The following is a 24002-nucleotide window of genomic DNA, read 5'->3' on the forward strand; positions in this document are numbered from 1 at the left end:
CGGCCGCCGACCGACCAGCCAGCAACCCGACCAACGAACCTCGGTTCCGTCGCTCGCTTTTCGACTGAGAACATCACTCGTGAGAGCCATTCACGACCGGATATAGTCGCTGTCTCTGGCGACGAGGAACCAATTAGTTGAACCGTGAACTATATGAGCTGTTGTGCTAAACTAATAATTAGAGATGTCTAAATCTGTTTCAGTGTGTAGACAATTCCGGGGTGTTTCCCGGTGAACGAGTACCTCGACGTGACGCTCGCCTCGCTTCGTGACGGCTACGTCCAGGTATCTGCGTTCGTCGCAGTGACGGTCTTGCTGTTCGGCCTCATCCAGTACCGGACCGGTGGCGCGCTGGTCGCGAAGATCGAAGAGAACGAGCGGCTGCAGCCGGTGTTCGGCGCGCTGATGGGCCTGACCCCCGGCTGTGGTGGGGCTATCGTGATGATGCCGCTGTACATCCGCGGGACGGTCTCGTTCGGGACCGTCGTGGCGACGCTCATCGCGACGGCTGGCGACGCGGCGTTCGTCATCCTCGTCCTCGCACCGGAAGCCGCGCTGTACGCCTACGGTATCGCGTTCGTGACGGCGGTCGTCTTCGGCTACCTCGTCGACACGGTCGGTCTCGGCGTGAGCCGCGTCGACGCCGCCGTCGCCAAACTCGACCCAGCGACGACCGACGGCGGAACCGCGGTCGTCGGCGGTGGCAACCGCCTCGGTCCGAACCCGGGCCACGACTACGATGGCGCGAATCCGGCCCACTCGCACGAACACGGGCCGGACCGTGAGAACGCCATCCTGACGCCGGTGTCACACGCAGCACACGCACTCTGGTGGGTCGCCGCCACGATGGGCCTCGTCCTCGGCGTCACGTACCTCGTCCGCGGCGCGCCGGATGTCGCGATGGAGTACGGCGTCAGCTTCGACGGACTGTTCACGATATTCGGCCTGCTCGGGACGACGCTGTCGTTCTACCTCTACTTCGTCGGTCGCCACTACATCGGCGAAGGGAGCGTCGGTCGTGCTCGTGAGTCGTTCGAGTCCGCCTACGAGACGTTCCAGCACGCCGCGATGGAGACGAGTTTCGTCACGGTGTGGGTCATCGGGGCGTACTTGCTGTACGAGTACTTCCTCATCGTGACTGGCGCGGACATCGCCGCCGCGGCACAGACCGCGGGCGTCCTCGCCCCCATCGCCGGTGCCGCCGTCGGACTCATCCCCGGCTGTGGCCCGCAAATCGTCCTCTCCGGCGTGTACGCGAACGGCGGCATCCCGTTCTCCGCGCTGACGGCGAACGCCATCAGTCAGGACGGTGACGCGCTGTTCCCGCTCATCGCCATCGACAAGAAGGCGGCCATCGTCGCCAGCATCTACACGACCATCCCGGCCATCGTGGTCGGTGTCGCGCTCCACTTCATCTGGGGCCCGGTGCTGGGCATGCCGTCGTTCGGCTTCGGCGTGCTCGGCTGACGGACTGACGCGAGTTTCGGTCGAAGAGCGGCTGTCTGCTCCTCCGTTCGAACGTTCACGAAACCGACAATTGGGTGCCGTCTTTTGTATTAATTAGTCGAATTGACACGTGATGGACGACAGAGCGGTCGCCGCGGCGGTGGTCCTCGCGGTCGTACTCGTGGCCGCGGGGACGTATGGATTCGCCGTGCAACACCACCGATTGACAGCGTACGAGGAGACGACGGGAACCGTCACCCACGCGTCCGTCGAGCACACACCGAACGACTACGACGGCCGTGGCGTCGACCTCTCGGACAGGGACGAATACGAGGCCAACGTCACCTACGAGTACTCGGTCGATGGCGAAACCTACGACGGACGCGAACTCTATCCCGGGAGTTTGGCGGTCGCAGAGAAGACTCGTGGACAGTTGACGCCCATCGCGACGGAGTACTCGAACGGTGACGACATCACCGTCTACTACGCGCCGGAGAATCCGGGACGAGCGTACCTGATTCCCGAATACACGTTCCTCCCCGCGTATCCCGCCATCGTGCTCGGGCTGTTCATCGTTCGACAGCTGTTCACGCCGGGGTCGGCGTGGCTTCGACGCGTCTTACGGAGCATCTCACCACGGCGGTTCCGGGACAGCATCTCACGGTCGGGTACCTACCCGCCAGACCCGGACGAACTGGACGACGCCGACCTGGACCGACTCGAAGAATCCGTCGAGGACGAGGATGAGGGCGACGAGGACGAACCGACCACGGCGGAACCAGTTCGTGACAGACCGATCGACGGACTCGGTCTCCCGGGCGTCGAGGCAATCCCGACGCGACTCGTAGATTTCGGCGTCATCGTCGCCATCGCCGCCGTCCTCGGCCACTACTTCGTGGCCACGGACAGCCCGTACAGCGTGTTCGCGTACATGCTGGGAGCCGTCCTCGTGGTCGGCGTCGCGTACAAACTTTATCACGAGGTCGTCGCGTCCGGTTCCGCCGCCTGACCGTCGAGGGAGGGTACGAGCGCAGCCAGCGACAGCGGTCAGTCGTCCGCCGGGGTAGGCCCGCTGGTAGCCGCTGACTGGTCCTCAGCGAAGGTGATTCGCCAGCCAGTCACCGCCATGACCGCGAGGATGGTCGGTGCGAGAAAGCCGAGGAAGTAGTACGGGGCGTACTCGAACGGGTGCACGCCGAATACGGACCACATGTACGCACCGCCGGCGTTCCACGGGATGAGCACCGAGGTGACGGTCCCGGTCGCCTCGACCGCTCGCGAGAGGTTCTTGGATTCGAGGTCGAAGTCGTCGTACAGGCCACGCAGCGTCATGCCCGGGACGACGATACTCATGTACTGCTGCGCGGCGAGGACGTTCATCGTGATGGCTGCGGCTCCGGTGCCCAGCGTGAGACCAGCTACGCTGTTGATGACCGTCGCGATGTGGTGTGCGACGGTGGCGATGACGCCGGTGCGTTCGAGCAGGCCGCCGAGGACGAGCGCGGCGACGACGATGGTGATGGTCCACGTCGACCCCATCAAGCCGCCCGCGGTGAGCAGGTCGTTGACCAGCGTCGAGCCGGTTTCGGGCGTAGTGCCACTCTGTGCGACTTTCCACGCGGCGGTGAAGCCGACACCCTGCAGGCCGATGGTCGTGAACACGCCGGCGAAGACGCCAGCGAGCAGCGACGGGAGCGCCGGGAAGCCGTACAGCGCGAGCGCGAACGTCACGAGCAGTGGAACGAACACGAGCGGCGAGACGGTGTAACTACCCGTGATGGCGGTCTGGATGGTGTCGATACGTCCTGCCGGGATATCGCCGGTCGCAGTGAGGCCGAGTCCGGCGTACAGCACGAGGGAGATGGCGAGTGCGATGCCCGTGCCGACGCGCATCGTCCGGACGTGTTCCATCAGGTCGGTGTCGGTGACGGCGGCCGCGAGGTTGGTGGTGTCCGACAACGGCGAAATCTTGTCACCGGTGTACGCGCCGGTGAGGACAGCCCCGGCCGTCATGGCGTCGGGGACGCCCAGTCCCGCACCGATGCCCATGAACGCGACACCGAGCGTGGCGGCGGTCGTCCACGAGGAACCGATAGAGAAGGCGACGACGGTTCCTAGGGCGGCGGTCACCGGCAGGAACACCGCCGGAGTCAGCAGTTCCAGCCCGTAGTAGATGAGCCCGGGGATGGTGCCCGCCGAGGTCCACGTCGCGATGAGCATGTAGATGACGAACAGGATGAGGATGGACTGGAGCCCCATTCTGATGCCGTCGACGATTCCCTCGAACAGTTCGTCCCAGGAGAGACCGAACCAGTATCGGCCCACGCCGGCCGTGAGCACCGCTCCCCAGACGATGGGGAGGTGCGGGTCGAGACCCAGCACGATGGCTCCGACACTGAGGAACAGGACCATCCCGAGCAGCGGGACGAGCGCCTGTGCGAGCGACGGCCGACGTGAAGCCGGAATGTCTTCGTACGTTCGTGGTTCGAACGAGAGACCAGTCATCACCCGCCCCTATTCCCATGAAGCATTAAAGTTCGTCGTTGTATTACTCACATCCATCGAATAAAGACAGGTCGGCTCGCGGAAAACAGTGAGAGAGCCTCACCCACGGTGGGCGTCGATGCTGGTGCCGGAAGACAATCTAATTTGTATTGTCCCAAGTTCAGTAGATTTATCTGATGTCGACGACCCGGTTCGGCCATGTACCAACACGAGTCCGACGTCGCGTCGCTCGCCGAGTCGTTCACCGAGATGAGCGAGATATTAATGCCCGACGACACCAACAACCTCGGGCGTGCGCTCGGTGGGGCCATCCTCCACTGGATGGACATCTGCGCGGCCATCTCGGCACGTCGCTTCGCACGCCGGCAGGTCGTCACGGCGGCGATGGACCACGTCGACTTCAAACGGCCAATCGAGCTCGGAGACGTGGTCGTCGTGACCGGCTACGTGTTCGACACTGGCGGGTCGAGCATGGACGTAAAAGTCGAGGTCCGGTCCGAGCGCCCGGCCGAAGGGACGTACGAACAGACCGCGACTTCGTACTTCACCATGGTCGCACTCGACGACGACGGGGATTCGACGGCGGTGCCGGACCTCGTCTGCGAGACGGAGATGGAAGAAGCCCTCCACGAAACCGCGGTCGAGCGACGGCGCGACCGACGCGCTGCGCTCGCCATCGACTACCAGTCAGAAGAGACAGCACCCTGAATCACAGCGAGCACAACCGATACCCGGGTGAAGACGGGCGAAGGAACAGTGGTCGGGTCGCTCGATACTCAGTGCGTGCGGCCGCCGAACGCCTCGGTCTGCATCTCGACGAACCGGCCGGGCCACGTCGCCACGTGATACCGTAGTCGGCCGACGACGCCCGTTGGAGCCGGTGTCGGTGGGTCTTCGAGAGGTTCGGTCAACTCGTCACTGCTTTCCTCACGCGTCGACTGCCCAGGCTCTCTCTCGGGGGGTCGCTCTCGAAAACTCATTCCAGTTAGGCATAACAGGCGGGACTGGCATAAACATTCGGGATAATTCTGCCAGTTTGTGCGTCTTGCCGAACAGTCGCTCGGGAAATCGTAGAATTCGTGGCCACGATTGAGCGAAGTGAATCGCGGACCGGGACGAAGATGTGCAAACCACAGAACAGCGAGAATCCGTGTAAAATACGGCTTAATTCTCCGGTTTCGGGGAGAAGGGAACGCTCTTATGTCTCCTTCTCAAACTCGCGGCCAAGAGTTCATGAGCTCGTCTTCATCGTACAGTACAATCCAGAAGACGTTTCTAAAGTATCAGCACATTTTCGTGCTACTTGCACCGATACTGTTCATCGTCGGGGTCCTCTTCGCCGCCCCCGCGTCCGGGAGTGGCGTCGAGTTCTGGACCGCCTACTGGTGGCTGTTCCCGTGCTTCCTCCTCGGTGCGACCATCGTCAACACGGTCGGTATCAGCGGGTCCGCCCTGTTCGTGCCGTTTCTCATCTTCATCTTCCCGGTGCTCGCAGGGGAGTTGACGCCGCAGTACATCACCCAACTATCGCCGCAGAAGCTCGTCGCCATCGGCCTCATCAGCGAGTCGTTCGGCCTGTCGAGTTCGTCCATCGCATTCATCCAGTACGGTCTGGTCGACCGACGGCTCGCGGCGACCCTCGTCGGCGGGGCCATCCCGTTCGTGGTCGGCGGCGCAGTACTCTCGTTCTTCATCCCGGAAGCGGTGTTCCAGACGCTACTCGGCATCGCACTGCTCGCCGCCTCGTACCTCCTGTTCAAGGCCGACCTCGGCCACGGCGACCACGAACCGGACGAGAGTGACGACGCCAACGTGAGTGCCGACGGTGGAACCGAACTCCCCGACGACGCGGGCAAACTCGGTCCCGCAGGTGTCCGCACGGACGACGACGGCACCGTCACGCGGGTCGACCGCGAGGGGAACGACTACGTGTACGACCGTGGCGGCTACGTCGAGCGCTTCGCCAACTACAGCGTCGGCGGCGTGTTTCAGGGACTCGCCGGCTTCGGAATCGGCGAACTCGGGATCATCTCGATGCTCCGCTCGAAGGTCCCGGTTCGGGTCGCCATCGGGACGAACCACATCGTCGTCGCCACCACGGCCGTCCTCGCCTCGCTGGTCCACGTCTTCGGCGGACAGTTCGTCCCCGGCGCGCACTCCATCGACCTCGCGAACACGCCGTGGAACATGGTCGTCTGGACCGTCCCGGCAGCGGCTCTCGGTGGCCAAATCGCCCCGTACGTCGCCTCCGCGCTCGACACGGGAACTATCAAACACGGCGTCGGTGCCCTGTTCGGCATCATCTCAATCGCGCTGTTCGTCATCGCGTCGGGCGTACTCTGAGCCGGATTTTTCAGGCTCGCACCCGTAGCGTCGACCATGTACCGCGACATCCTGTTGCCGACCGACGGAAGCGAGACCACCGCCGCGGCCGCAGCACACGTCGCAGAACTCGCCGAGACGTTCGACGCGAAGGTCCACGTGCTCTCCGTCGTCGACACACGCAACCGCTTCGAGAGTCCAACCTCCGGACTTTCGACCGACATCTGGGAGAAAACCGAACGCGAGCGTGCCGAGGCCGCCATCGAGAGCGCCATCGCCGAGTTGCCCGAGTCGGTCACCACAGAGCGCGTCATCCGTGACGGCGTCCCCAAGACCGAGATTCTGAACTACGTCAACGAGAATCCGGTCGACCTCGTCGTGATGGCGACCCACGGCCGGACCGGCCTCGAACACTACCTCATCGGTTCCGTCGCCGAGAAAGTCGTCCGCCAGTGTCTCGTCCCCGTGATGACGATTCGGGAAGAAGACGAGTAACGCTCCTTCTCGGCCTTTCGACATTCCCGTCACCCATGATTCTGCACTTAAACCACCCCTGATTAGAGGGTTTGAGAGCGTTATTCGTGGGAACTCGGGTGTACGCTGTCTGGTGTTTGTGTCGGCCGGACCCCCTGCAATATAATAAGTACTAATACACGTGTCATTGTGAAAGGGCTATGGAGATATCTGAAGTTCCAGATGGGATTATTCGGGGGACATTAGCAGAACACAACGGAGATAGAGAACACAATACTCAGCCAACGGCGCACGTATACAATAACGGAGATGTAGATATTACATGGGAGTATCCTAAGGGCGAAGACCCATTTGAGTACGACCCACATACGAACGCCTTAGGTGGAGATGGACAGGGGTCTTGTCAATGTCAAACGACCATTGAAGAATTAAAGTCAGAAGGACGAAAACGTCCGAAAATAGCTGTAGAAGACGACTAACCCATCCTGTCCAAAGCGTCTCGTCTGTCGTCTACAATCCGCTGATGTACTTCCGTCGCTGTTCTGCATTCTCGTCGTCCGTACGACGATCGTAATGCGCATCAACGACTTATTTAGTCACATTACACCTGTCGCTTACAGCCGTCTGCGGCACGTCGTTCAACAGGTGATACGTAATCGACTCGCTGTGGACCGCGTGGGTCGAGACCGATGGTGGGCACTTGTGCGACTTTCCAGCGGTCATCCCTTCGCGCTCGTCTGGGTCTCGGTCATGTGGACAAGATCCGTAGCTGCATGGTGACGATTCGCGAAGAGGAAGACGACTAGCGAATCGACGTGTGGTTTCACAACCGGTCTGGCGCGCGCGAACGAGTCGCCGAGTGTAACGAGGCGACGAGACGTGCGCGAGGGATGAGCAGAGCGAACGGTGCGAGGCGACGGAGTCGCCTCGTTGCGAACGGGGAGTGAAACGACCCGTGAGCAGAGTGAGCGACGCGAATCAATTGGGGAGGCTGTGTCTGCGGTCATGTGCACTAGCGTCGAGGACTACTCTCGACGGAGAACACGGCTGACACCGACAGCGTAGTCGTCGATTTCGTCTCTCGACCCAACGATTTTGACGATAGCGACCCACACACCAGACATGGGCTACACCTGGCAGTACTACGACCTCGTGCTGTTCGCAGTCGCCGCCAGCCTGCTCACCGGCGTCGGCGTCGGGACGCTAACAGACGTCTCGATGTCGCTCGCAATCGTCAGCACCGGTCTCGTCGCCGCGGCCGTCATCGGTCACGGCATGTTCGTCAATGGACCGGTCGACGCGCCCGCCGACTTGACCGACGAAGTCGACGCGCTGAACTGAATCAGTAACCGGGGCGGTCGCGCGTTTCAGCGTACCCGCTCGTCGTCTCCTGCTTCGGCGCGAGCGTCGGGTCGGCCTTCCGACCCACGCGGCCGTAGTAGTTGAACAGCCCCACGGAGAGTGCGAACTGCAGCGCGAATCCGACGAGGATGAGGTACAGCGGGAGGATGAGTATCGAGAGGATTGCCACCGTCAGGCCGCCGACGAGCATCCCGACGAAGTAGGGTCCGGTGAACGCGACTCGGGTGAGCGCCGAGACGTCGAACGCCGCGCCGAACTCACCGTGGGCCGCGTACTGCAACAGCGCGGCCGGAACGAGGTAGTAGCCGAGGATGGTTAGAGCCACGCCGACGAGCATGAGACCGAGGAACAGTATCGCCCCGACACCCAGCCCTGCCGAGCCGGCGACTGCATCGCCAATCGAGAGGAAGAAGATGCCGACGAACAGCGAGGGGATGAACACCAGCATCGGTACGCCGACGAAGACCAGCGAGATACCGAAGGCGTACAGTCCCTCTTTCAGCAGCTCCTCCCAGTCGTCGAAGTTGCTCGGCGACTGGTCGCCGGTCAGTCCCTTGCGCATGGCTTCGACGCTGAAGCCCTGAACGAACAGGAGTGGAACGATGGGGATGAAAAACGAGAGCAGCGACAGTCCGCCACCTATCGCGAGTGTCTTCGTCGACTCTCGCCCACGCAGTGCGAACTTCAGTGAATCAACCAACATGGGTGGGTCTCACACTGGACTGCGAAAAGTGTTGGGAGAGTGAGTGCTCAGAACGCGTCGTCGGGCGTCGGCACGCCGTCGTCGTCGTCCAGTGCGTCGAACTCCTGTCGCAGTTCCCGAATCCGGTCGCGGATGTCCGCGGCGAGTTCGAACTCCAGATTGTTCGCGGCCGCCTGCATGCGCTCTTCGAGTCGCTGAATCTGCGCGGCGGCCGCCTCGGCGTCTTCGGGTGAGTCGGAGCCAGCGATGCCCGAGGTGTCGGTCTCGCTGCCCGGCAGGTTCGTCTCGCCGACTTCCTTTTCGATGGTCGTCGGCGTGAAGCCGTGTTCCTCATTGTACTCCTGCTGAATCTCACGGCGACGCTGGGTCTCGGAAATGGCGGCCTCCATCGCGTCGCTCGGGTCGTCGGCGTAGAGGATGACCTCGCCCTTCTCGTTCCGGGCCGCACGGCCCATCGTCTGGACGAGCATCGTCTCGCTCCGCAGGAAGCCCTCCTGGTCGGCGTCGAGAATGGCGACGAGCGAGACCTCGGGGATGTCCAGTCCCTCCCGCAGGAGGTTGATGCCGACGAGTACGTCGATGTCGCCCAGTCGCAGTGAACGGACGAGTTCGTGGCGTTCCAGCGTGTCCGTCTCGTCGTGCATGTAGGCGACGTTCACGCCGGATTCTTCGAGGAACTCGGTGAGGTCTTCGGCCATGCGCTTCGTGAGCGTCGTGACGAGGACGCGTTCGTCACGCTCGACGCGCTCGTCGATGCGCTCCATGAGGTCGTCGACCTGCCCGGTCGCAGGCGACACCTCGACCTTCGGGTCGACGAGGTGGGTCGGCCGGACGATCTGTTCGGCGACGTTCTCGGCGTGTTCTTCCTCGTAGTCGCCGGGGGTCGCGGAGACGTACAGCCGCTTGTCCGTCTTCTCGAAGAACTCCTCGAACGTGAGCGGCCGGTTGTCGTACGCCGTGGGCAGGCGGAAGCCGTTCTCGACGAGGGAGTCCTTGCGGGACTTGTCGCCAGCGAACTGGCCCTTTATCTGGGGTAGGGTCTGGTGTGACTCGTCGATGACCGTGAGGAAGTCGTCGGGGAAGTAGTCGAGCAGCGTGTAGGGCGCGTCGCCCATCTCGCGTTCGGAGAGGTAGACGGAGTAGTTCTCGATGCCGGAGCAGTAGCCCGTCTCCTGCATCATTTCGAGGTCGAAGGTGGTCCGTTCCTCGATGCGCTGGGCCGCGACGGCGTCGCCCTTTCGCTCGAAGTAGCGCACGCGCTCGTCGCGGTCCTCGCGAATCTGTGCCATCGCGCGCTCCAGTCGCTCTTCCGGGATGGAGTAGTGCTCTGCCGGGTGGACCAGCACGGCGGGTTCCTCACTCACGACCTCGCCCTTGAGCGGGTCTATCTTCACCATGCGGTCGATTTCGTCGCCCCACAGCTCGATGCGGACCGCGTAGCGGCCGTACATCGGGAACACCTCGACGGTGTCGCCGCGGACGCGGAACGTGCCCTGCGTGAAGTCCACGTCGTTGCGCTCGTAGTTCAGGTCCACGAGGCGGGCCAGCAACTCGTCGCGGCCGACTTGCTCACCGACTTCGAGACGCAGGCTCATGTCGACGTAGTTCGTCGGGTCACCGAGGCCGTAGATGGCCGAGACACTGGCGACCACGATGACGTCGTCGCGGGTCAGCAGCGACCGGGTCGCCGAGTGTCGGAGTCGGTCGATTTCGTCGTTGATGGACGCGTCTTTGTCGATGTAGGTGTCCGTCTGTTCGACGTAGGCTTCGGGTTGGTAGTAGTCGTAGTAGGAGACGAAATACTCGACCGCGTTGTCCGGAAACAGGTTCCGCAACTCGTCGTACAACTGCGCCGCGAGCGTCTTGTTGTGGGCGATGACGAGCGTCGGCTCCTGTACCTCTTCGAGCACCCACGAGACGGTGTTCGTCTTGCCCGACCCGGTCACCCCGAGCAGTGTCTGTTCGCTCGCTCCCGACTCGAACCCCGCGACGAGGTCGTCGATGGCCTCGGGCTGGTCGCCCGCGGGGTCGAACGGCGCGTCGACCCGAAACGGCTGCTGGGCGTCCGGCCGGTCCGGCTGGAGTGGCCCCGAGTTGGCGTCGCTCATACTGGACAGGGCTACGGGCGCGAGCAGTATGAGTGACCCGTTCGTGTTCGGCGGTGACAGCCCACACGTTCTCGGTTTCGGACCGAATCGTCGGAGTAGAAGGACTTTACGTGCGTGGTTGTGAGGCCGAAGCGAAGATGAATCGAACGAAAGCCCTCCTCCTGGCGCTCGTCGTCGTCTCGATGCCGGTGCTCGCTGGCTGTTCTGCACTCACCGGCGGCGACGACACAGCACCAGGTGGACCGGCCGACGGCGACGACGCCTACTCCGACGAGGAGGAAGCAGAGATAAAGCAACAGACGATGGCGGCCCTCGACGAGGTACAGACGGTCAAAGTACGGGGAGAGCTCACCCAGAACGTCTCCGGACAGGGCGATAGCCAGACGAGTCGGTCTCGATTCAACGTGACCCTCGACACGGAAGCCCAGAACATCGCCATCGAACAGCGCGTCACGGCGGGCCAGCGCTCTATCGCACAGGACACGTACATCGTGGACAAGTGGCTGTACATCCACAACGAGAACCTGAAACAGCGATACGGCTCTGCGTGGGTCAAACAGGACATCTCCACCGGCTACGACAAGGTCTGGACCAACCTGAGCACGGTCACGGTCCACCAGAAACTGCTCGACGCCTCGAACGTCGAGGTCACCGGGAAGACGACCGTGAACGGGACGGAGGTGTACGTGATGCACCTCGACCCCGACCCCGAGAAACTTTCCGACGTGAGCGGCGCGAACTTCGACGGCAGTCAGGTCGAATCGCTGAACGGGACGTTCTACGTCGCCACCGACTCGCACCGCCTCGTTCGGTCCCAGCTCGACGTGAAACAGACGGTGACGAGCCAGTTCGGCCAGTCGTTCAACACGACGCTCGACGTGGAGCGAGACTTCGTCTCTTACAACGACGGGACGACCGTCACGCTCCCCGACGCCGCGAGTGACGCAGTCGAAGTCGGTGGCAATCGGACCGAGTCCGGGGGCGACGAGAGCGGCACGACCACCGCCCCGACCACCTCGAACGGAACCGCCACGACGACCACGGCGAACGGAACCGCCACGACGACCACGGCGAACGGCACCACCACGACTACGGCGGCAGGTAACAGCACCACGACCGACGAACGCGTCGTCGTGACACTACTCGACGGCTGAAGACGACCACTCCCGTCTGATTCTATCTGCGACCCTCCGTTCACAGCCCAACCGTGACAGGACCGAGACAGGCCGACGAGCGACGAAAACGGCGGGCCGGTGGTGTCGTCACCGACGGCGGCAAATGGGACCGCACCACAAGCGATTATCCGATGGACTGCGTACTGGGAGACATGTCACGAGAACACCTGCAACAGGCAAGCGACCTGATTCGAGAAGCCGCCGAAGCGACGACGCACGACGACAACCGCGAGCGACTCGAAAAACAGGCCGAGCAGTTTGCCAAGCACGCCGAGGCCAAGCGTGGCCCTGACCACGGGCGACTCGCCAAACACGAGCGAATCCTCACCGAGGTCGCCGAGGTAGAGGGCGGCGTCGTGGAGTCGAAAATCGACGACGCACTGGTGCAGGTGCGCGAGTACCGGAGCACGGTAGAGGGCGTCTGAGAACGGTTCCGAACTCGTTTTCCTGCCGACCGCTGAGGTGCGAGCCACGCGACTCACCGGACAGTTCGGCGGGGCAGCATACGTCGGCGAAAAAACGGTCTATCGACCGGTTCGGCGGGTTAGCAGACCGGCTTCGGGTTCACGCCCATCGCTTCGAGTCGGTCGGTGTACTCTTCGTACGCGGCCTGCACGACGGCACCAGCAGCGGCCACGGCCGCCTCCCAGTCGTCGTCGGTCTCACAGACAGCCTCGAGTTGCTCGCCGATGTCGTCGAGTCGGTCCTGCAGGACACCCTTGCGGTCGCGGAAGGTGCTCGCAGTCTGGGGGTCGGCGTCGCCGACGAAGAAGCCCGTGAACTGGTCGGCGAGTTTCCGGTCGACCAGCGAGTAGCCCGCGAAGGCACCGATTCGCCCGACGGAATCGTCGTAGTCGTCGAGTGCCTCGTGAATCACGTACACCTCGTCTTCGGCTTCGGCGTCGAGCGAGTCCACCCAGTCGGACTCGGCGTCTGCTGCCGCCGCGAAGAACTCGCCGAGTGCCGGGTCGTCGGCCCAGTCCTCGAAGCGGGTGACGGCCTGTGCGGCGAGTGTCGCCGCCACGCGGACGACATCGTCGCCGTTCATCTCGCCGCCGGTGAAGGCGTACAGTGACTTCGAGGAACCGACCCGGGAGAGTGCGGTCTGGTTCTCGTCGCGGACGGTGTCGAGGAAGTCGGCTGAATTCATGCCAGAACGTTCGCCGCCGCGTGGCTTGTAACCACCGCCGCTGGCGGAATCAGCCGACGACTGTGACGGGCAGGGGGCCTCGGAGTGAATGCGAGTCCGTGCCTGTGACCGACGTGACCGACAGTCCTGCCGGTGGGAGGACGAGACGCAAAAAGAACGATTCGCTACGAAACCGGGCCGTCAGTTACCCTTCTCGATGGGCGCGCCGACGAGGTTGCCCCACTCGGTCCAGGAACCGTCGTAGTTGATGGTGTCCTCGTAGCCGAGCAGTTCGTGGAGCGCGAACCAGGCGACCGAGGAACGCTCGCCGATGCGGCAGTAGGCGACGGTGGTCGAGTCGCCCTCGATGCCGTACTCGCCGTAGAGTTCCTGCAGTTCGTCGTAGGTCTTGAACGTCCCGTCGTCGTTGGTGACGGCCGCCCACGAGATGTTCGAGGCACCGGGGATGTGGCCGCCGCGCTGGGCGGTCTCCTGCAGGCCCGGGGGCGCGAGAATCTCGCCGGAGAACTCCTCGGGCGAGCGAACGTCGACGAGGGGAACGCCGCGCTCGATGGCGTTCTCGACGTCCTCACGGTAGGCGCGGATGGACTCGCGCGGGCCGCTGGCGTTGTAGGTCTGTGCGCTGAACGACGGCGCTTCCTCGGTCAGCGGGTAGTCGTTCTCCAGCCAGTAGTCGCGGCCACCGTCCATGAGTCGGACGTCGTCGTGGCCGTAGTACTTGAACTGCCAGTAGGTGTAGGCGGCGAACCAGTTCGAGTTGTCACCGTAGAGGACGACCGTCGAGTCCTCGGTGATGCCGTGGCTGCCGAGGAGGTCCTCGAACTCGTCCTTCGTCAGGATGTCACGGGTCGTCTGGTCCTGCAACTGGGTCTCCCAGTTGAAGCCGATGGCACCCGGGGCGTGGCCCTCGTCGTATGCCTCTGTGTCGACGTCGACCTCAACCAGTCGGTGGCCGGGGTCGTCGCTCTGGAACTCATCGAGGTTGCTCTCCACCCAGTCCGCGGAAACGAGTACGTCCTTCGCGTAATCGGTCATGCACTCATATTTCTCACGGGAAGGGTATATCTGTATGCCAACCCGGCAGGTGACGCCGGTCGTCAGGCGAAGCGGAGAGAATCGCCGCCAGTTGTCGAGGTCTGCGACACCGACGAGACCACCACGTTCGGTCCCCGTCCGGGTGGTCGCGCCCGAACGGCCAGATACAGGACATATTTGCCGACCGGGGCACTCCCGGTGATAGTTGCCGTCATCTACGAGACGGTCGCAACCGCCGAGACCGCCAGTGCTTACCTGTGCTGGGCCGAAACTCCGTCCATGTCTGACCTGCCGTGGGTAGTCTCGCGCGACTGGCTCGCCGAGCACCGAGATTCGGTTCGACTCGTCGACGTGCGCGACGCGTGGGAGTACGACGGAATCGGCCACCTGCCGGGCGCGGTGAGCGTCCCGTTCGACAGCTTCCGAAGCGAGGACGACGCCGACGACGGAATGCTCCCCGGCGTCGAGACGTGGAACCAACTCATGTCCGAAGCCGGAATCTCGCCCGACGACACGCTCGTCGCCTACGACGACACACACGGCGTGTTCGCGGCCCGGTTCGTCGTTACGGCGCTGAACTACGGCCACGACGACGTACACCTGCTCGACGGTGACTACAGCGCGTGGAATCGTGAGTACGACACGACGAGCGAAGTTCCCGAAGTCGAGCCGACCGAGTACGAGGGGAGGATTCCCGACGAGCGACCACTCATCTCGGCCGAGGCAGTTCTCGACGCCCTCGACGACGAAGACGTAGTACTGCTCGACACCCGCGAAGAGTGGGAGTACGAGGAGGGCCACATTCCTGGCGCACAGGTCCTCGACTGGCGCGACCTCGTCGACGAGGATACACGCGGACTGAAGCCCGAATCCGAGCTACGTGACCTGCTCGATGGGCTCGGAGCCACGCCACAAAAACGAATCATCCTCTACTGCAACACGGCTCGTCGCATCAGTCACACCTACGTCGCGCTTCGCCACCTCGGCTACGAGAACGTCGACTTCTACGAGGGCAGCCTGACCGAGTGGGAGAAGATAGACGGGCCAGTCGAAACGGTCTGAGACGGCGAGGTTCGGTCAGTCCGAACTCGACGCGCCGTCGCTGCGGTCCCGACCGTCGCTCCGGTCGTGTGACTCGTCGTCTTCTGCTTCGTCGATGAGGTCGCCGATGGTGTCCGTAGTGTCGTCTACTACGTCTTCCGCTGTGTCTGTCGCGTCGTCGACTACGTCCTCGGCGGCGTCGGTCGCGGCGTCGACTGCTTCGTCGACCGGGTCGGCCGTCAACGGGTCGTCACCGTCGGCACCGTTGACGTCTTCGGCCAGCAGTTCGAGCGTCTCCACGAACATCGCGACGACGAGCGGCCCAGCGATGACGCCGACCGGACCGACACTGAGCAATCCGCCGATGAAGCCGACGAAGTAGAGGCTGCCAGGCATATCGGCCGTCATCTTCGCGAGTCGCGGCCGGATGACGGCGTCCGGCAGGTAGCCGATGAAGATGCTCCCGACGACGGCGACGAGTGCTGCACTCTGGATACGGCCTTCGCTCAACTCCCACAGCGCGACGGCCGCGATGAGGACGCTCGGCCCGATGATTGGCAGGAACTGGAGGACGCCCGCGACGACGGCCATCGAGACCCAGTAGTCGTAGCCGAGGACCCAGAACACGGGCAGGGCTACGATGAACGTCCCGACCGCCGTGGCGATCTGGAGGACGTAGATGGCGAACAGCGTGTCGTTCACCCGCTCGACGAGCGAGTTCGCGATGTCGTGGTACCTCGGCGGAACGACCGCGATACCGGCGCTGTACACCCGGTCCTGCGCGACGAGGAACGAAAAGAGGACCATGACGAACAGGGTGACCTTGAAGATGAGGTCCGGCGTGGCCTTCGCCACCGAGAGCCCGAGCGACTGTAGGTAGTTCACGGCGAGTAGCTGTACTTCGTCGAACTCCAGACTGTACGAGAAACCGAACGCGTCGACGGCGAATTCGGCGGGCAAGCCCCGAATCAGTTCGACGAGTCGGTCGCTCCGTGCGTAGAGGATTATCGCCAGCGGCGCGAAAATCGCCAGTACCCCGAGGAACGTGACGGCCGTCGTCAAGACGCCAGCCCAGTAGTTCGGAAGCCCACGGTCCTCGAACCACCGCTGAACCGGCGAGACGACGCTCGCGACCGTGAGCGCGAAGAACACGGTCGCGAACACCGCCGACAGCGTCACCCAGGCCAGCACGCCCGCGAGGACGACTAACACGGCGAGGACGATTCGTCTGTTCAGTTGCACAGTGTATTCACTTCGGCTACAGGTATAAAGAGCAACCCCGGAGTGTGCGAATCGTTCGTGACGTAGGAACGTTTTCTTCCTGTCGTGTGTTATGACAGTACATGGGAGAGCGTGAGTCGAGCGATATCGACGCCGTCGCCGTCGAACCAGCCCACTGCCACCGCTGTGGTGCCGCAGTCGATACCTGCGACTTCGAAGGCCGCGAGTACCCGTGGTGTCCCGACTGTGACCTCGTCCTCTCGCGGGTGCCAGCCCCGGGTGTCCACGTCGTCGTCCACGACGACGAGCACGTGCTCCTTCTCGACGAACCGATTCCACAGCACGAGGGACTGTGGAGTCTCCCCGGTGGCTACACGAAGTACGACGAAGGCCCGAAAGAATCGCTTCTCCGTGAACTCGACGAAGAGACGGGGTTACAGGCCGACCCCGACGACCTCGACTTTCTCACCATCCTCCACGTCGAACTCCCGAAACGGGCGCTCTACCTCATCACGTACACACTGGACCACGCCGATACGACGGGAGACCTCACGCCGGAAGCCGAGGGATTCGAGGCCGCCTTCGTCCCCATCGGCGACGTTCGAGCGTCGCCCGACCGTATTCGAGAGTCCGACCGCGACCGCATCGAACTGGCACTAGAGTCGTGAAGTTACAGTCATCGTGACGTTCTGGGGAGCGAATCGATTCCGGTGTTTTAACTACCACAGGGTAAAACCACCAGATAATGAAACGGAGATCGTTCGTCGCCGCACTCGGTGCGGCCGGTGGACTCGGCCTGTCCGGCTGTCTGAGTCAGGACAGCGAGGACGCCGACACGAACACGAGTTCGAGTGGAAACGAAGGGGCTGGGACGGGCGGCACCAGCAAAACCACGGCCACCAGCACGGGCGAACCGTCCGGTACGCTGACCGTCGGCACGTACCCGTCGTTCGTCGACTCACCCTCCACCGGTCCCGGCGGCTGGGTCAAACAGCAGTTCGAGAAGCAGTTCGACGACGTGACCATCGAGTGGAAGACGCCCGAGAACGGCGTCACGGAGTACGTCCAGCGCCGCCAGCAGGGTGCTGGCGTCGACATCGACGTGTTCGTCGGCCTCAACGTGGACGACCTCGTCACCATCGACGACGCGCTCGGCGACGAGCGGCTGTTTGACGAACTCGCCCGCGACAACATCTCGAACGCGAGTCGCGTCCGCTCGGAACTGGAGTTCGACGACCCGAAGGGCCGCGTCCTCCCGTACGACACCGGCTACATCACGCTCGTCTACGACGAGAACGAAGTGTCCGAACCGCAGACGTTCGAGGACCTCACCTCGTCCGAGTACTCGGGCACACTGCTCGCGCAGAACGCACAGTCCGCCGACTCCGGGCAGGCGTTCATGCTCTGGACCATCGACGCCTTCGGTGCCGACGGCTACCTCGACTACTGGCGAGAACTGCTCGACAACGACGTGAAAATTCTCGGCTCGTGGTGGGACGCCTACAGCGCCTATCTCGACGCTCAGCGACCCATGGTCGTCTCGTACTCGACCGACCAGGTGTTCGCGAATCAGGACGACCTCGACATGGCACGGCACCAAATCGGCTTCCTGAACGACCAGGGCTACGCCAACCCAGAGGGAATGGCCATCGTGAAGGGTTCCGACCAGACGCGACTCGCCACCGAGTTCCTGAACTTCATGCTCGCGAGCGACACGCAGGCCGCCCTCGCCCAGCGAAACGTCCAGTTCCCCGCGGTCACCGACGAGCACGTGAGCCTCCCCGAGTCGTACACGAAATTCGCCCACCGACCGTCTGAGTCCGTCTCGTACACCTACGAAGAACTCGCGGGCAACCTCACGGGCTGGACCGAGGAGTGGGCCAAGACCGTCGCCAGTAACTGACGATGCGTGCGCCCGACCGACTGCAGCACGCAGTCGACCGCTTCGGACTGCCCGCGGTCACGGTCGGGACCGGTGTCGTCCTCTTCGTCCTGCTGTTCCTCCCGGTGAGTCTCGTCTTCGCCGAGGCGTTCGGCGGGCCATCCCCACTGCAATCGTTCCGCGACGTGCTGACCGACCCGTTCTACACCGGCATCCTCGCGAACGTGTTCGCCGACCCGCTCGCCGTTGGCCGCCACGCGGGCAACGTCGCGGCGTGGGTCGGCGGTATCGAGGTCGGCCTGTTCTCCCTCACGGTGTCGCTCCCACCGCTTCGCAAGGGCCTGTTCGGTTTCACTGCGTGGCAAGCACTGTTGTCGACGACTGCCAGTGTCGCCATCGGACTTCCAGGGGCCTACGTCCTCGCACGGTTCGAGTTTCCCGGTCGCGACACGCTGCGGTCACTGACCATCCTCCCGTTCGTCCTGCCGGGAATCATGGTCGCCAGCGGCTTCTACGCCGCGTTCGGGCGCAACGGCTTCGTCAACTGGCTGGTCGGTCTCGTCGGCGCGGGGCCGTTCAACTTGCTTGAGACGAACCCGCTGTTCGTCGTGATTCTGGCCCACGCGTTCTACAACGCGCCGCTGGTGACGCGCATCACCACGGCCGCGTGGGAGTCGGTCGACCGGAGCGCCGTCGAGACGGCCCGCAGCCTCGGTGCGAGTCGTCGCCGGGCGTTCCGTGACGTAGTCCTGCCGCAGTTGCGCCCCGCCATCGTGACCGGCGCGCTGCTGACGTACATCTTCACGTTCCTCACGTTCCCCATCGTGCTCGCGCTGGGTGGCCTCGAACTCGCCACCGTCGAGGTGTGGGTGTACGACCGCATCCAGCGACTCCAGTTCGCCGACGCCGCGACGCTCGCCGTGCTCGAAACGGGAATCTCGCTCGCGCTGACCTACGCCTACCTCCGGTACGAGGCGGCCCAGCGCGCGATGGGCGGCGGCGACGGCCCCGAACGCGAACCGCTATTCGCCCGCTTCGACGCGAAACGGGTGGCAATCGCGGCCTACGGCCTCGTGGTTCTGGTACTGTTCGTCGGCCCACTCGGGAGCATGGTCGTCGAGAGTCTGACCGACGGCGGCGGCTTCACGCTGAAACACTACGCCTTCCTCGTGGAACGACAGGCCACGGGGCAGAGTTTCCAAACGAAACCGCTGCCCGCCATCGTCAACTCGCTCGCGTTCGCCGCCGCGACCGTCCTTGTGGCGGTCCCGATGGGTATCGTCGTGTCGGTCGTGACGACCGGCGGCGAGCGTGGGGGTAGTGGCGGCGGCGGGAACAGCGACGGCCGCGGTCCCGGCCGCGCCGTCGTCGAGACATTGACGATGCTCCCGTTCGCGGTGTCGGGTGTCGTCTTCGGCGTCGGCCTGCTCCGTGGACTGGTGTTCGGCATTCCGCTTCCCGGCGGCTGGCGCTTCACCCTGACTGGCACCATCGCCATCGTCGCGGCGCACGCAGTCGCGGCGTACCCGTTCGTCGTGCGCAACGTCGCACCGCAGTTGGCGGGGGTGGACCGCCGACTCGTCGAGTCTGCCCGCTCGCTCGGTGCGACGCGGACTCGGGCCCTGTTGGACGTAGAAGTGCCGCTGGTGGCGACGGGCCTCGTCGCGGGCGCCGCCTTCGCCTTCGCCATCTCGGTCGGCGAGTTCGATTCGACGGTGATATTGGCCAGCGATTCGGCCAGCTACACGATGCCGGTCGCCGTCGAACGCTATCTTGGCAGGCGGTTCGGACCAGCCATGGCCATGGGAACGGTGTTGCTGGTCGTGACTGCGGTGAGCTTCGTCGTCGTCGGAAAGCTGGGTGGAAGAGTCGAGAGCGACAGTCGCCCCGGCGGTGGTCGCCCATGAGCGACCTGCACCTCGATTCGGTGTCGGTTCGCTACGGCGAGACTGACGCCTTGCGCGACGTGTCACTGCACGTCGCCGACGGCGAGTTCTTCACGCTGGTCGGACCCTCTGGCTGTGGGAAGACGACGACGCTCCGGTCAATCGCCGGGTTCGAGGAGCCGAGTTCAGGGTCGATTCGCTTCGGCGGTGACGAGATGGCTGGCGTCCCACCCGAAGACCGAGATGTGGGCGTCGTCTTCCAGAACTACGCGCTGTTCCCGCACATGAGCGTCGCCGAGAACGTCGGCTACGGCCTGCGGTTTCAGGACGTGAGCGACGCCGACGCCGATTCGCGGGTCGACGAACTACTCGATATCGTCGACCTCGACGGGATGGCCGAGCGCTCGCCGGACGAGTTGTCCGGTGGGCAGCAACAGCGCGTCTCGCTCGCGAGGGCACTCGCCCCCGAGCCTGACGTGCTCCTGCTCGACGAACCGATGAGTGCACTCGACGCGCGGTTGCGGGAATCACTCCGCCGGGAAGTCGCGTGCATCCAGTCCGAACTCGACGTGACGACAGTGTACGTGACTCACGACCAGGCCGAGGCGCTGGCAATTTCGGACCGCGTCGCCGTGATGAACGGCGGGCAGGTCGAGCAGGTCGGGACGCCACAGGCGGTCTACCGCGAGCCTGAGAGCCGGTTCGTCGCCGATTTCGTGGGAGAGAACAACGTGTTCACTGGTGGCACATCTCCAGTCGAAACGAAGGGGGTTCGCGTGCGCGTGAACGAGACAGAGTTCTCCCTGCGTGGTGTCGATGTCGGCGGCGGCGAGACGGTGACGTTCTGCGTGCGGCCCGAACACCTCCGGCGTGACCACCCCGAGAACCAGTTCGCGGTCGAAGTCACACAGACCGAGTTCCTCGGCGAGTCGGTGCGTGTCCACTGCGACTGGGACGGCCGCGAAGTCGTCTGGCGGAGCGAGTCGACGCCCGAAATCGGCGAGACGCTGGTGCTCGGGTTCGAGGCGGACGACGTGACCGTCGTCTGAAACGGCGACTGATTCTGTCCTACCACTCTGGCGCGCGCTGGTGAGCGTGTCTGCGCCATCGGCGCAGACCGCGAGCAGAAATCGCGCGAGGGATGAGCACCGGAACGGAACGAAGTGGAGTGAGGAGCGGAATCGGATGGGGAGGGTGTGGCTGCGGTCGTGTTCCGTCGGCATTCGAGGGCTGCTTCTCGAAACCAGCGATAGCAACGACCCCAACAGGTCAAGCAGAAACAGCGGCAATCATCACCGACTAGACCAGAATCGCTCCAACCCGAACTCCAGCATGTCCGGACTCACTTTCTGGAACTCCTCTCGCTCCGGCGGCGGCAGATACTCCCGCACCGAGTCCCACGAGTCGTCGGCGTATCGCTCGTCGACGAACACCCGGACGCCGACCTCGCTACTCCCACGAATCACGCGCCCGATGGCCTGTCTGGCTTTCCGCACAGCGGGCACCGTCAGTGCGTACTCGAAGCCGTCACCGAACTTCTCGTCGTACGCTTTTCGAACGGCCTTCGTCCGCGGACTGGCGGTGTTGATGAGCGGGACGCCGCAGACGACTGCGGCCGACAGCCGGTCGCCTTTGTAGTCGACGCCCTCGGTGAGCGTGCCCCGGAGACTCGTCACGAGGACCTTGCCCGCCCCCGAGAAGAACTCGTCTTTGAGGGCTTCGGTCGTGCTGTCCGCGCTCGACTCGTCGAGCAAGACCTCTTTGTCGAGTCGGTTCCCACAGACCTCGGCGGCCCACTCGGCCTCGCGGTAGTTCGGCATCCCGACGAGGACGTTGCCGGGTGACTCCGCGACCGCGCAGATAGCGTCTTCGTAGGTTTGCCGAACCCGATTTTCCTCGCCTGCGGCCCCGCGGTTCTGGTAGGTGAACTTCGGGGCGGCGACGGCGAACGATTCGCGATTCTCCGCGGGGAAGTGCAAGCCGTAGGTCCGGCATTCGACCGGCCGGCCCTCCTTTTCGAGGTGGTTCAGACCGACGATTTCGGCGAACACGTCCATCGGTGCGAGCGTCGCGCTCATCAGGACGCCGCCGCCGAACTCGGCGAGGTGGTCGGCGATGACGCCCGAAGGGACACAGTTGTGGATAGCGAGGCGGGCGTTGTACGCGCGCCGCCAGGCGTCGCCGGGTTCGGTGTCGTCCCAGGTTCGCTCTAACTCTATCTCGCGGAAGTAGTCGGTGTGGTCGCGGTGGAACCACGCGGAGAGCGCGCGGGCCATCGTTTCGACTGCACGCGACGTTTCCTGTTCTTCGCCTTCGTTGAGCACGCGTGCGGTGACCGCGGCCACATCGGGTAGCTGGGCCCACGTTCGGCCGTCGTAGCCAGCGGATTCGGCCCACTCTGACAGTTCGTCGGGGGCGGGGTGTTCCGGGTCGCGCAGCGGGATTTCGGCGTCCGGCAGGTCAGAAAGGTCGGCCCGCCAGCCGCGATGTTCGCGGTCGAGGTGTTCTTTGACGCGGCGGTCGAGTTCCTCGCGAACGTCGACGACGAAGTCGCGGACGTGTTCGAGGTCGTTGATTTCGACGTCGGTGTCGTTCAGTTCGCCGCGGACGAGGTCGGCGTCGGCAGTCGTCTGCCTGCTCGCAGAGCCGCGGCCTTCGTCGAAGGCGATAGGCTGGATGACTCGCGTGAGTTCGGCCTCGGCGTCGCGCAGGGTGCGGTCGGCCACGCCGTCACTGACGAGGTCACGCACGCGGGGTTCGAGCATGTGCGCCTCGTCACAGACGAGGAAGGTCGAGTCGTCGAGCAGCGCGCCCGTGAACGAAGTCGTCGTGGTCGGGTCGAAGGCGTGGTAGTAGTTGCCGACGACGACTTCTGCGTGACCGAGCAAGACGCCCATCAGCGAGTGTGGGCAGGTGCCGTACTCCATCCCCGCGCCGACGAGGTCGTCGGGGCGCATCAGGCCCATCTCGCTGAAGTCGAAGGGGATGGCTTCGGCTGCGTCGCCGTCGTCGGGCATGTCCGCGAGGAAACGCGCGTAGAACGGACAGAACTCCACGTCGGCCGCGCCGGTGTCGTACTCGGGCATCGTTCGTGGGTAGGGCGACGGTTCGCCCACGCTTTCGAGGTAGGAGGCTCGGCCGCCGCCAGCGCCCACGGACGCGAGGTCGATTTGTTGGCTCCGGGCTTCAGCGGTGAGGGCTTCGGCGGTCGTCTCGCCGCCTTCGCCAGCGAGGTCGCGCGTCTTGTCTCGAAGTGTGTCACACCGGTCGTACACGTTCTCGTCGTCGATGCCACCCGCGTTCTCGCGGTTGTACGGACACACGTCCGACTTGCCGACGAGGGTCAGCGCCGAGACGGGGTCCCAGTCCGCGGGCAGGTTCGCGTTGATGGTCTCGATGTCCTCCTCGAACTGGCGGAGTTGCTGTTTCACGCTCGTGAGCACCAGCACGCGCTCGTACTCCGAGTCGGGGTCGCGCACGCGGTCGATTCCCGCCGTCAGCGCGAGCATGGTCTTGCCAGTCCCGCAGGCTCCCTCGACGACGGTGAACCCACCGTCTGCTGCGGTGTCGATGGCAGTCTCGATGCCGTCTTCTTGGTCTGCGTATGGTTCGTCGTGACCGAAGACGGCTCGCCACGGCGCGGTCATCTGTGTCGCGTTCATCGTCCTCCGTGCATAGTCCTGTCGGGTGTG

22 protein-coding genes are annotated in these 24002 nt (G+C 64.0%); 14 read left to right on the forward strand and 8 right to left on the reverse strand.

From position 1 onward, the window contains the following. The first annotated feature begins 231 nt into the window (after positions 1–231). Both ACSC1P_RS09680 and ACSC1P_RS09685 read left to right on the forward strand, forming a co-directional pair. Complete coding sequence (locus tag ACSC1P_RS09680; protein WP_435359941.1) at positions 232–1467, forward strand: putative manganese transporter; 1236 nt, start codon at positions 232–234, stop codon at positions 1465–1467. Between the two features lie 112 nt (positions 1468–1579). Next, entirely contained in the window at positions 1580–2455 is an 876-nt protein-coding gene (locus ACSC1P_RS09685; protein ID WP_435359942.1) for a DUF3592 domain-containing protein, read from the forward strand. A 38-nt stretch (positions 2456–2493) separates the two neighbouring features. Here the strand turns inward: ACSC1P_RS09685 and arcD are convergent, their stop codons facing one another. After that, a complete protein-coding gene (gene arcD, locus ACSC1P_RS09690) occupies positions 2494–3951 on the reverse strand; it encodes an arginine/ornithine antiporter ArcD (protein ID WP_435359943.1) in 1458 nt (485 codons plus the stop codon). Positions 3952–4149: 198 nt separating this feature from the next. Here arcD and ACSC1P_RS09695 point away from each other — a divergent pair, with 198 nt between their 5' ends. Then, positions 4150–4659, forward strand: a complete 510-nt coding sequence (locus ACSC1P_RS09695; protein ID WP_435359944.1) for an acyl-CoA thioesterase — start codon at positions 4150–4152, stop codon at positions 4657–4659. A 68-nt stretch (positions 4660–4727) separates the two neighbouring features. Here ACSC1P_RS09695 and ACSC1P_RS09700 read toward each other — a convergent pair whose 3' ends face one another. Beyond that, entirely contained in the window at positions 4728–4931 is a 204-nt protein-coding gene (locus ACSC1P_RS09700; protein WP_435359945.1) for a hypothetical protein, read from the reverse strand. A 253-nt stretch (positions 4932–5184) separates the two neighbouring features. Here ACSC1P_RS09700 and ACSC1P_RS09705 point away from each other — a divergent pair, with 253 nt between their 5' ends. The 4 genes from ACSC1P_RS09705 to ACSC1P_RS09720 all read left to right on the forward strand — a co-directional run bounded on the left by ACSC1P_RS09705 (position 5185) and on the right by ACSC1P_RS09720 (position 8088). Continuing rightward, positions 5185–6294 carry a sulfite exporter TauE/SafE family protein gene (locus ACSC1P_RS09705; protein WP_435359946.1) on the forward strand — a complete coding sequence of 370 codons (1110 nt, stop codon included), beginning with the start codon at positions 5185–5187 and terminating at the stop codon, positions 6292–6294. A gap of 36 nt (positions 6295–6330) precedes the next feature. Next, positions 6331–6768, forward strand: a complete 438-nt coding sequence (locus ACSC1P_RS09710) for a universal stress protein (protein WP_435359947.1) — start codon at positions 6331–6333, stop codon at positions 6766–6768. A gap of 179 nt (positions 6769–6947) precedes the next feature. Continuing rightward, positions 6948–7226, forward strand: a complete 279-nt coding sequence (locus ACSC1P_RS09715; protein WP_435359948.1) for a hypothetical protein — start codon at positions 6948–6950, stop codon at positions 7224–7226. Between the two features lie 643 nt (positions 7227–7869). Next, entirely contained in the window at positions 7870–8088 is a 219-nt protein-coding gene (locus ACSC1P_RS09720; protein WP_435359949.1) for a DUF8015 family protein, read from the forward strand. A 1-nt stretch (position 8089) separates the two neighbouring features. Here ACSC1P_RS09720 and ACSC1P_RS09725 read toward each other — a convergent pair whose 3' ends face one another. Then, the gene (locus tag ACSC1P_RS09725; RefSeq protein WP_435359950.1) at positions 8090–8812 is read right to left on the reverse strand and encodes a DUF4013 domain-containing protein; all 723 of its coding nucleotides are present in this window, start codon (positions 8810–8812) and stop codon (positions 8090–8092) included. Between the two features lie 47 nt (positions 8813–8859). Further along, positions 8860–10920: an excinuclease ABC subunit UvrB gene (gene uvrB / locus ACSC1P_RS09730; protein ID WP_435359951.1), complete on the reverse strand. Its 2061-nt coding sequence runs from the start codon at positions 10918–10920 to the stop codon at positions 8860–8862. Between the two features lie 137 nt (positions 10921–11057). Here uvrB and ACSC1P_RS09735 point away from each other — a divergent pair, with 137 nt between their 5' ends. Both ACSC1P_RS09735 and ACSC1P_RS09740 read left to right on the forward strand, forming a co-directional pair. Next, entirely contained in the window at positions 11058–12074 is a 1017-nt protein-coding gene (locus ACSC1P_RS09735; RefSeq protein WP_435359952.1) for a DUF6612 family protein, read from the forward strand. 173 nt (positions 12075–12247) lie between these two features. Further along, on the forward strand, positions 12248–12520 hold the full coding sequence (locus ACSC1P_RS09740) for a DUF7553 family protein (protein WP_435359953.1): 273 nt from the start codon (positions 12248–12250) through the stop codon (positions 12518–12520). A 119-nt stretch (positions 12521–12639) separates the two neighbouring features. Here the strand turns inward: ACSC1P_RS09740 and ACSC1P_RS09745 are convergent, their stop codons facing one another. Both ACSC1P_RS09745 and ACSC1P_RS09750 read right to left on the reverse strand, forming a co-directional pair. Continuing rightward, complete coding sequence (locus ACSC1P_RS09745) at positions 12640–13245, reverse strand: rubrerythrin family protein (RefSeq protein WP_435359954.1); 606 nt, start codon at positions 13243–13245, stop codon at positions 12640–12642. A gap of 180 nt (positions 13246–13425) precedes the next feature. Then, positions 13426–14280: a sulfurtransferase gene (locus ACSC1P_RS09750; protein ID WP_435359955.1), complete on the reverse strand. Its 855-nt coding sequence runs from the start codon at positions 14278–14280 to the stop codon at positions 13426–13428. Positions 14281–14559: 279 nt separating this feature from the next. Between ACSC1P_RS09750 and ACSC1P_RS09755 the strand changes: the two genes are divergently transcribed. Beyond that, complete coding sequence (locus tag ACSC1P_RS09755) at positions 14560–15342, forward strand: sulfurtransferase (RefSeq protein WP_435359956.1); 783 nt, start codon at positions 14560–14562, stop codon at positions 15340–15342. A gap of 15 nt (positions 15343–15357) precedes the next feature. On the opposite strand, the gene ACSC1P_RS09760 is transcribed toward ACSC1P_RS09755, so the two are convergent. After that, the gene (locus tag ACSC1P_RS09760; protein ID WP_435359957.1) at positions 15358–16563 is read right to left on the reverse strand and encodes an AI-2E family transporter; all 1206 of its coding nucleotides are present in this window, start codon (positions 16561–16563) and stop codon (positions 15358–15360) included. Between the two features lie 101 nt (positions 16564–16664). Between ACSC1P_RS09760 and ACSC1P_RS09765 the strand changes: the two genes are divergently transcribed. The 4 genes from ACSC1P_RS09765 to ACSC1P_RS09780 all read left to right on the forward strand — a co-directional run bounded on the left by ACSC1P_RS09765 (position 16665) and on the right by ACSC1P_RS09780 (position 21359). After that, complete coding sequence (locus ACSC1P_RS09765; RefSeq protein WP_435359958.1) at positions 16665–17210, forward strand: NUDIX hydrolase; 546 nt, start codon at positions 16665–16667, stop codon at positions 17208–17210. A gap of 77 nt (positions 17211–17287) precedes the next feature. After that, positions 17288–18445, forward strand: a complete 1158-nt coding sequence (locus ACSC1P_RS09770) for a thiamine ABC transporter substrate-binding protein (protein ID WP_435359959.1) — start codon at positions 17288–17290, stop codon at positions 18443–18445. Between the two features lie 2 nt (positions 18446–18447). After that, complete coding sequence (locus ACSC1P_RS09775; RefSeq protein ID WP_435359960.1) at positions 18448–20331, forward strand: ABC transporter permease; 1884 nt, start codon at positions 18448–18450, stop codon at positions 20329–20331. Further along, complete coding sequence (locus ACSC1P_RS09780; protein ID WP_435359961.1) at positions 20328–21359, forward strand: ABC transporter ATP-binding protein; 1032 nt, start codon at positions 20328–20330, stop codon at positions 21357–21359. Before ACSC1P_RS09775 ends, ACSC1P_RS09780 begins: the two co-directional genes overlap by 4 nt. A 243-nt stretch (positions 21360–21602) precedes the next feature. Here the strand turns inward: ACSC1P_RS09780 and ACSC1P_RS09785 are convergent, their stop codons facing one another. Continuing rightward, complete coding sequence (locus ACSC1P_RS09785) at positions 21603–23972, reverse strand: ATP-dependent DNA helicase (RefSeq protein ID WP_435359962.1); 2370 nt, start codon at positions 23970–23972, stop codon at positions 21603–21605. Between the last annotated feature and the right edge of the window lie 30 nt (positions 23973–24002).

Origin of the sequence: Haloarchaeobius caseinilyticus, assembly GCF_051207395.1 — an archaeon.
In the GTDB taxonomy this organism is placed as follows: domain Archaea; phylum Halobacteriota; class Halobacteria; order Halobacteriales; family Natrialbaceae; genus Haloarchaeobius.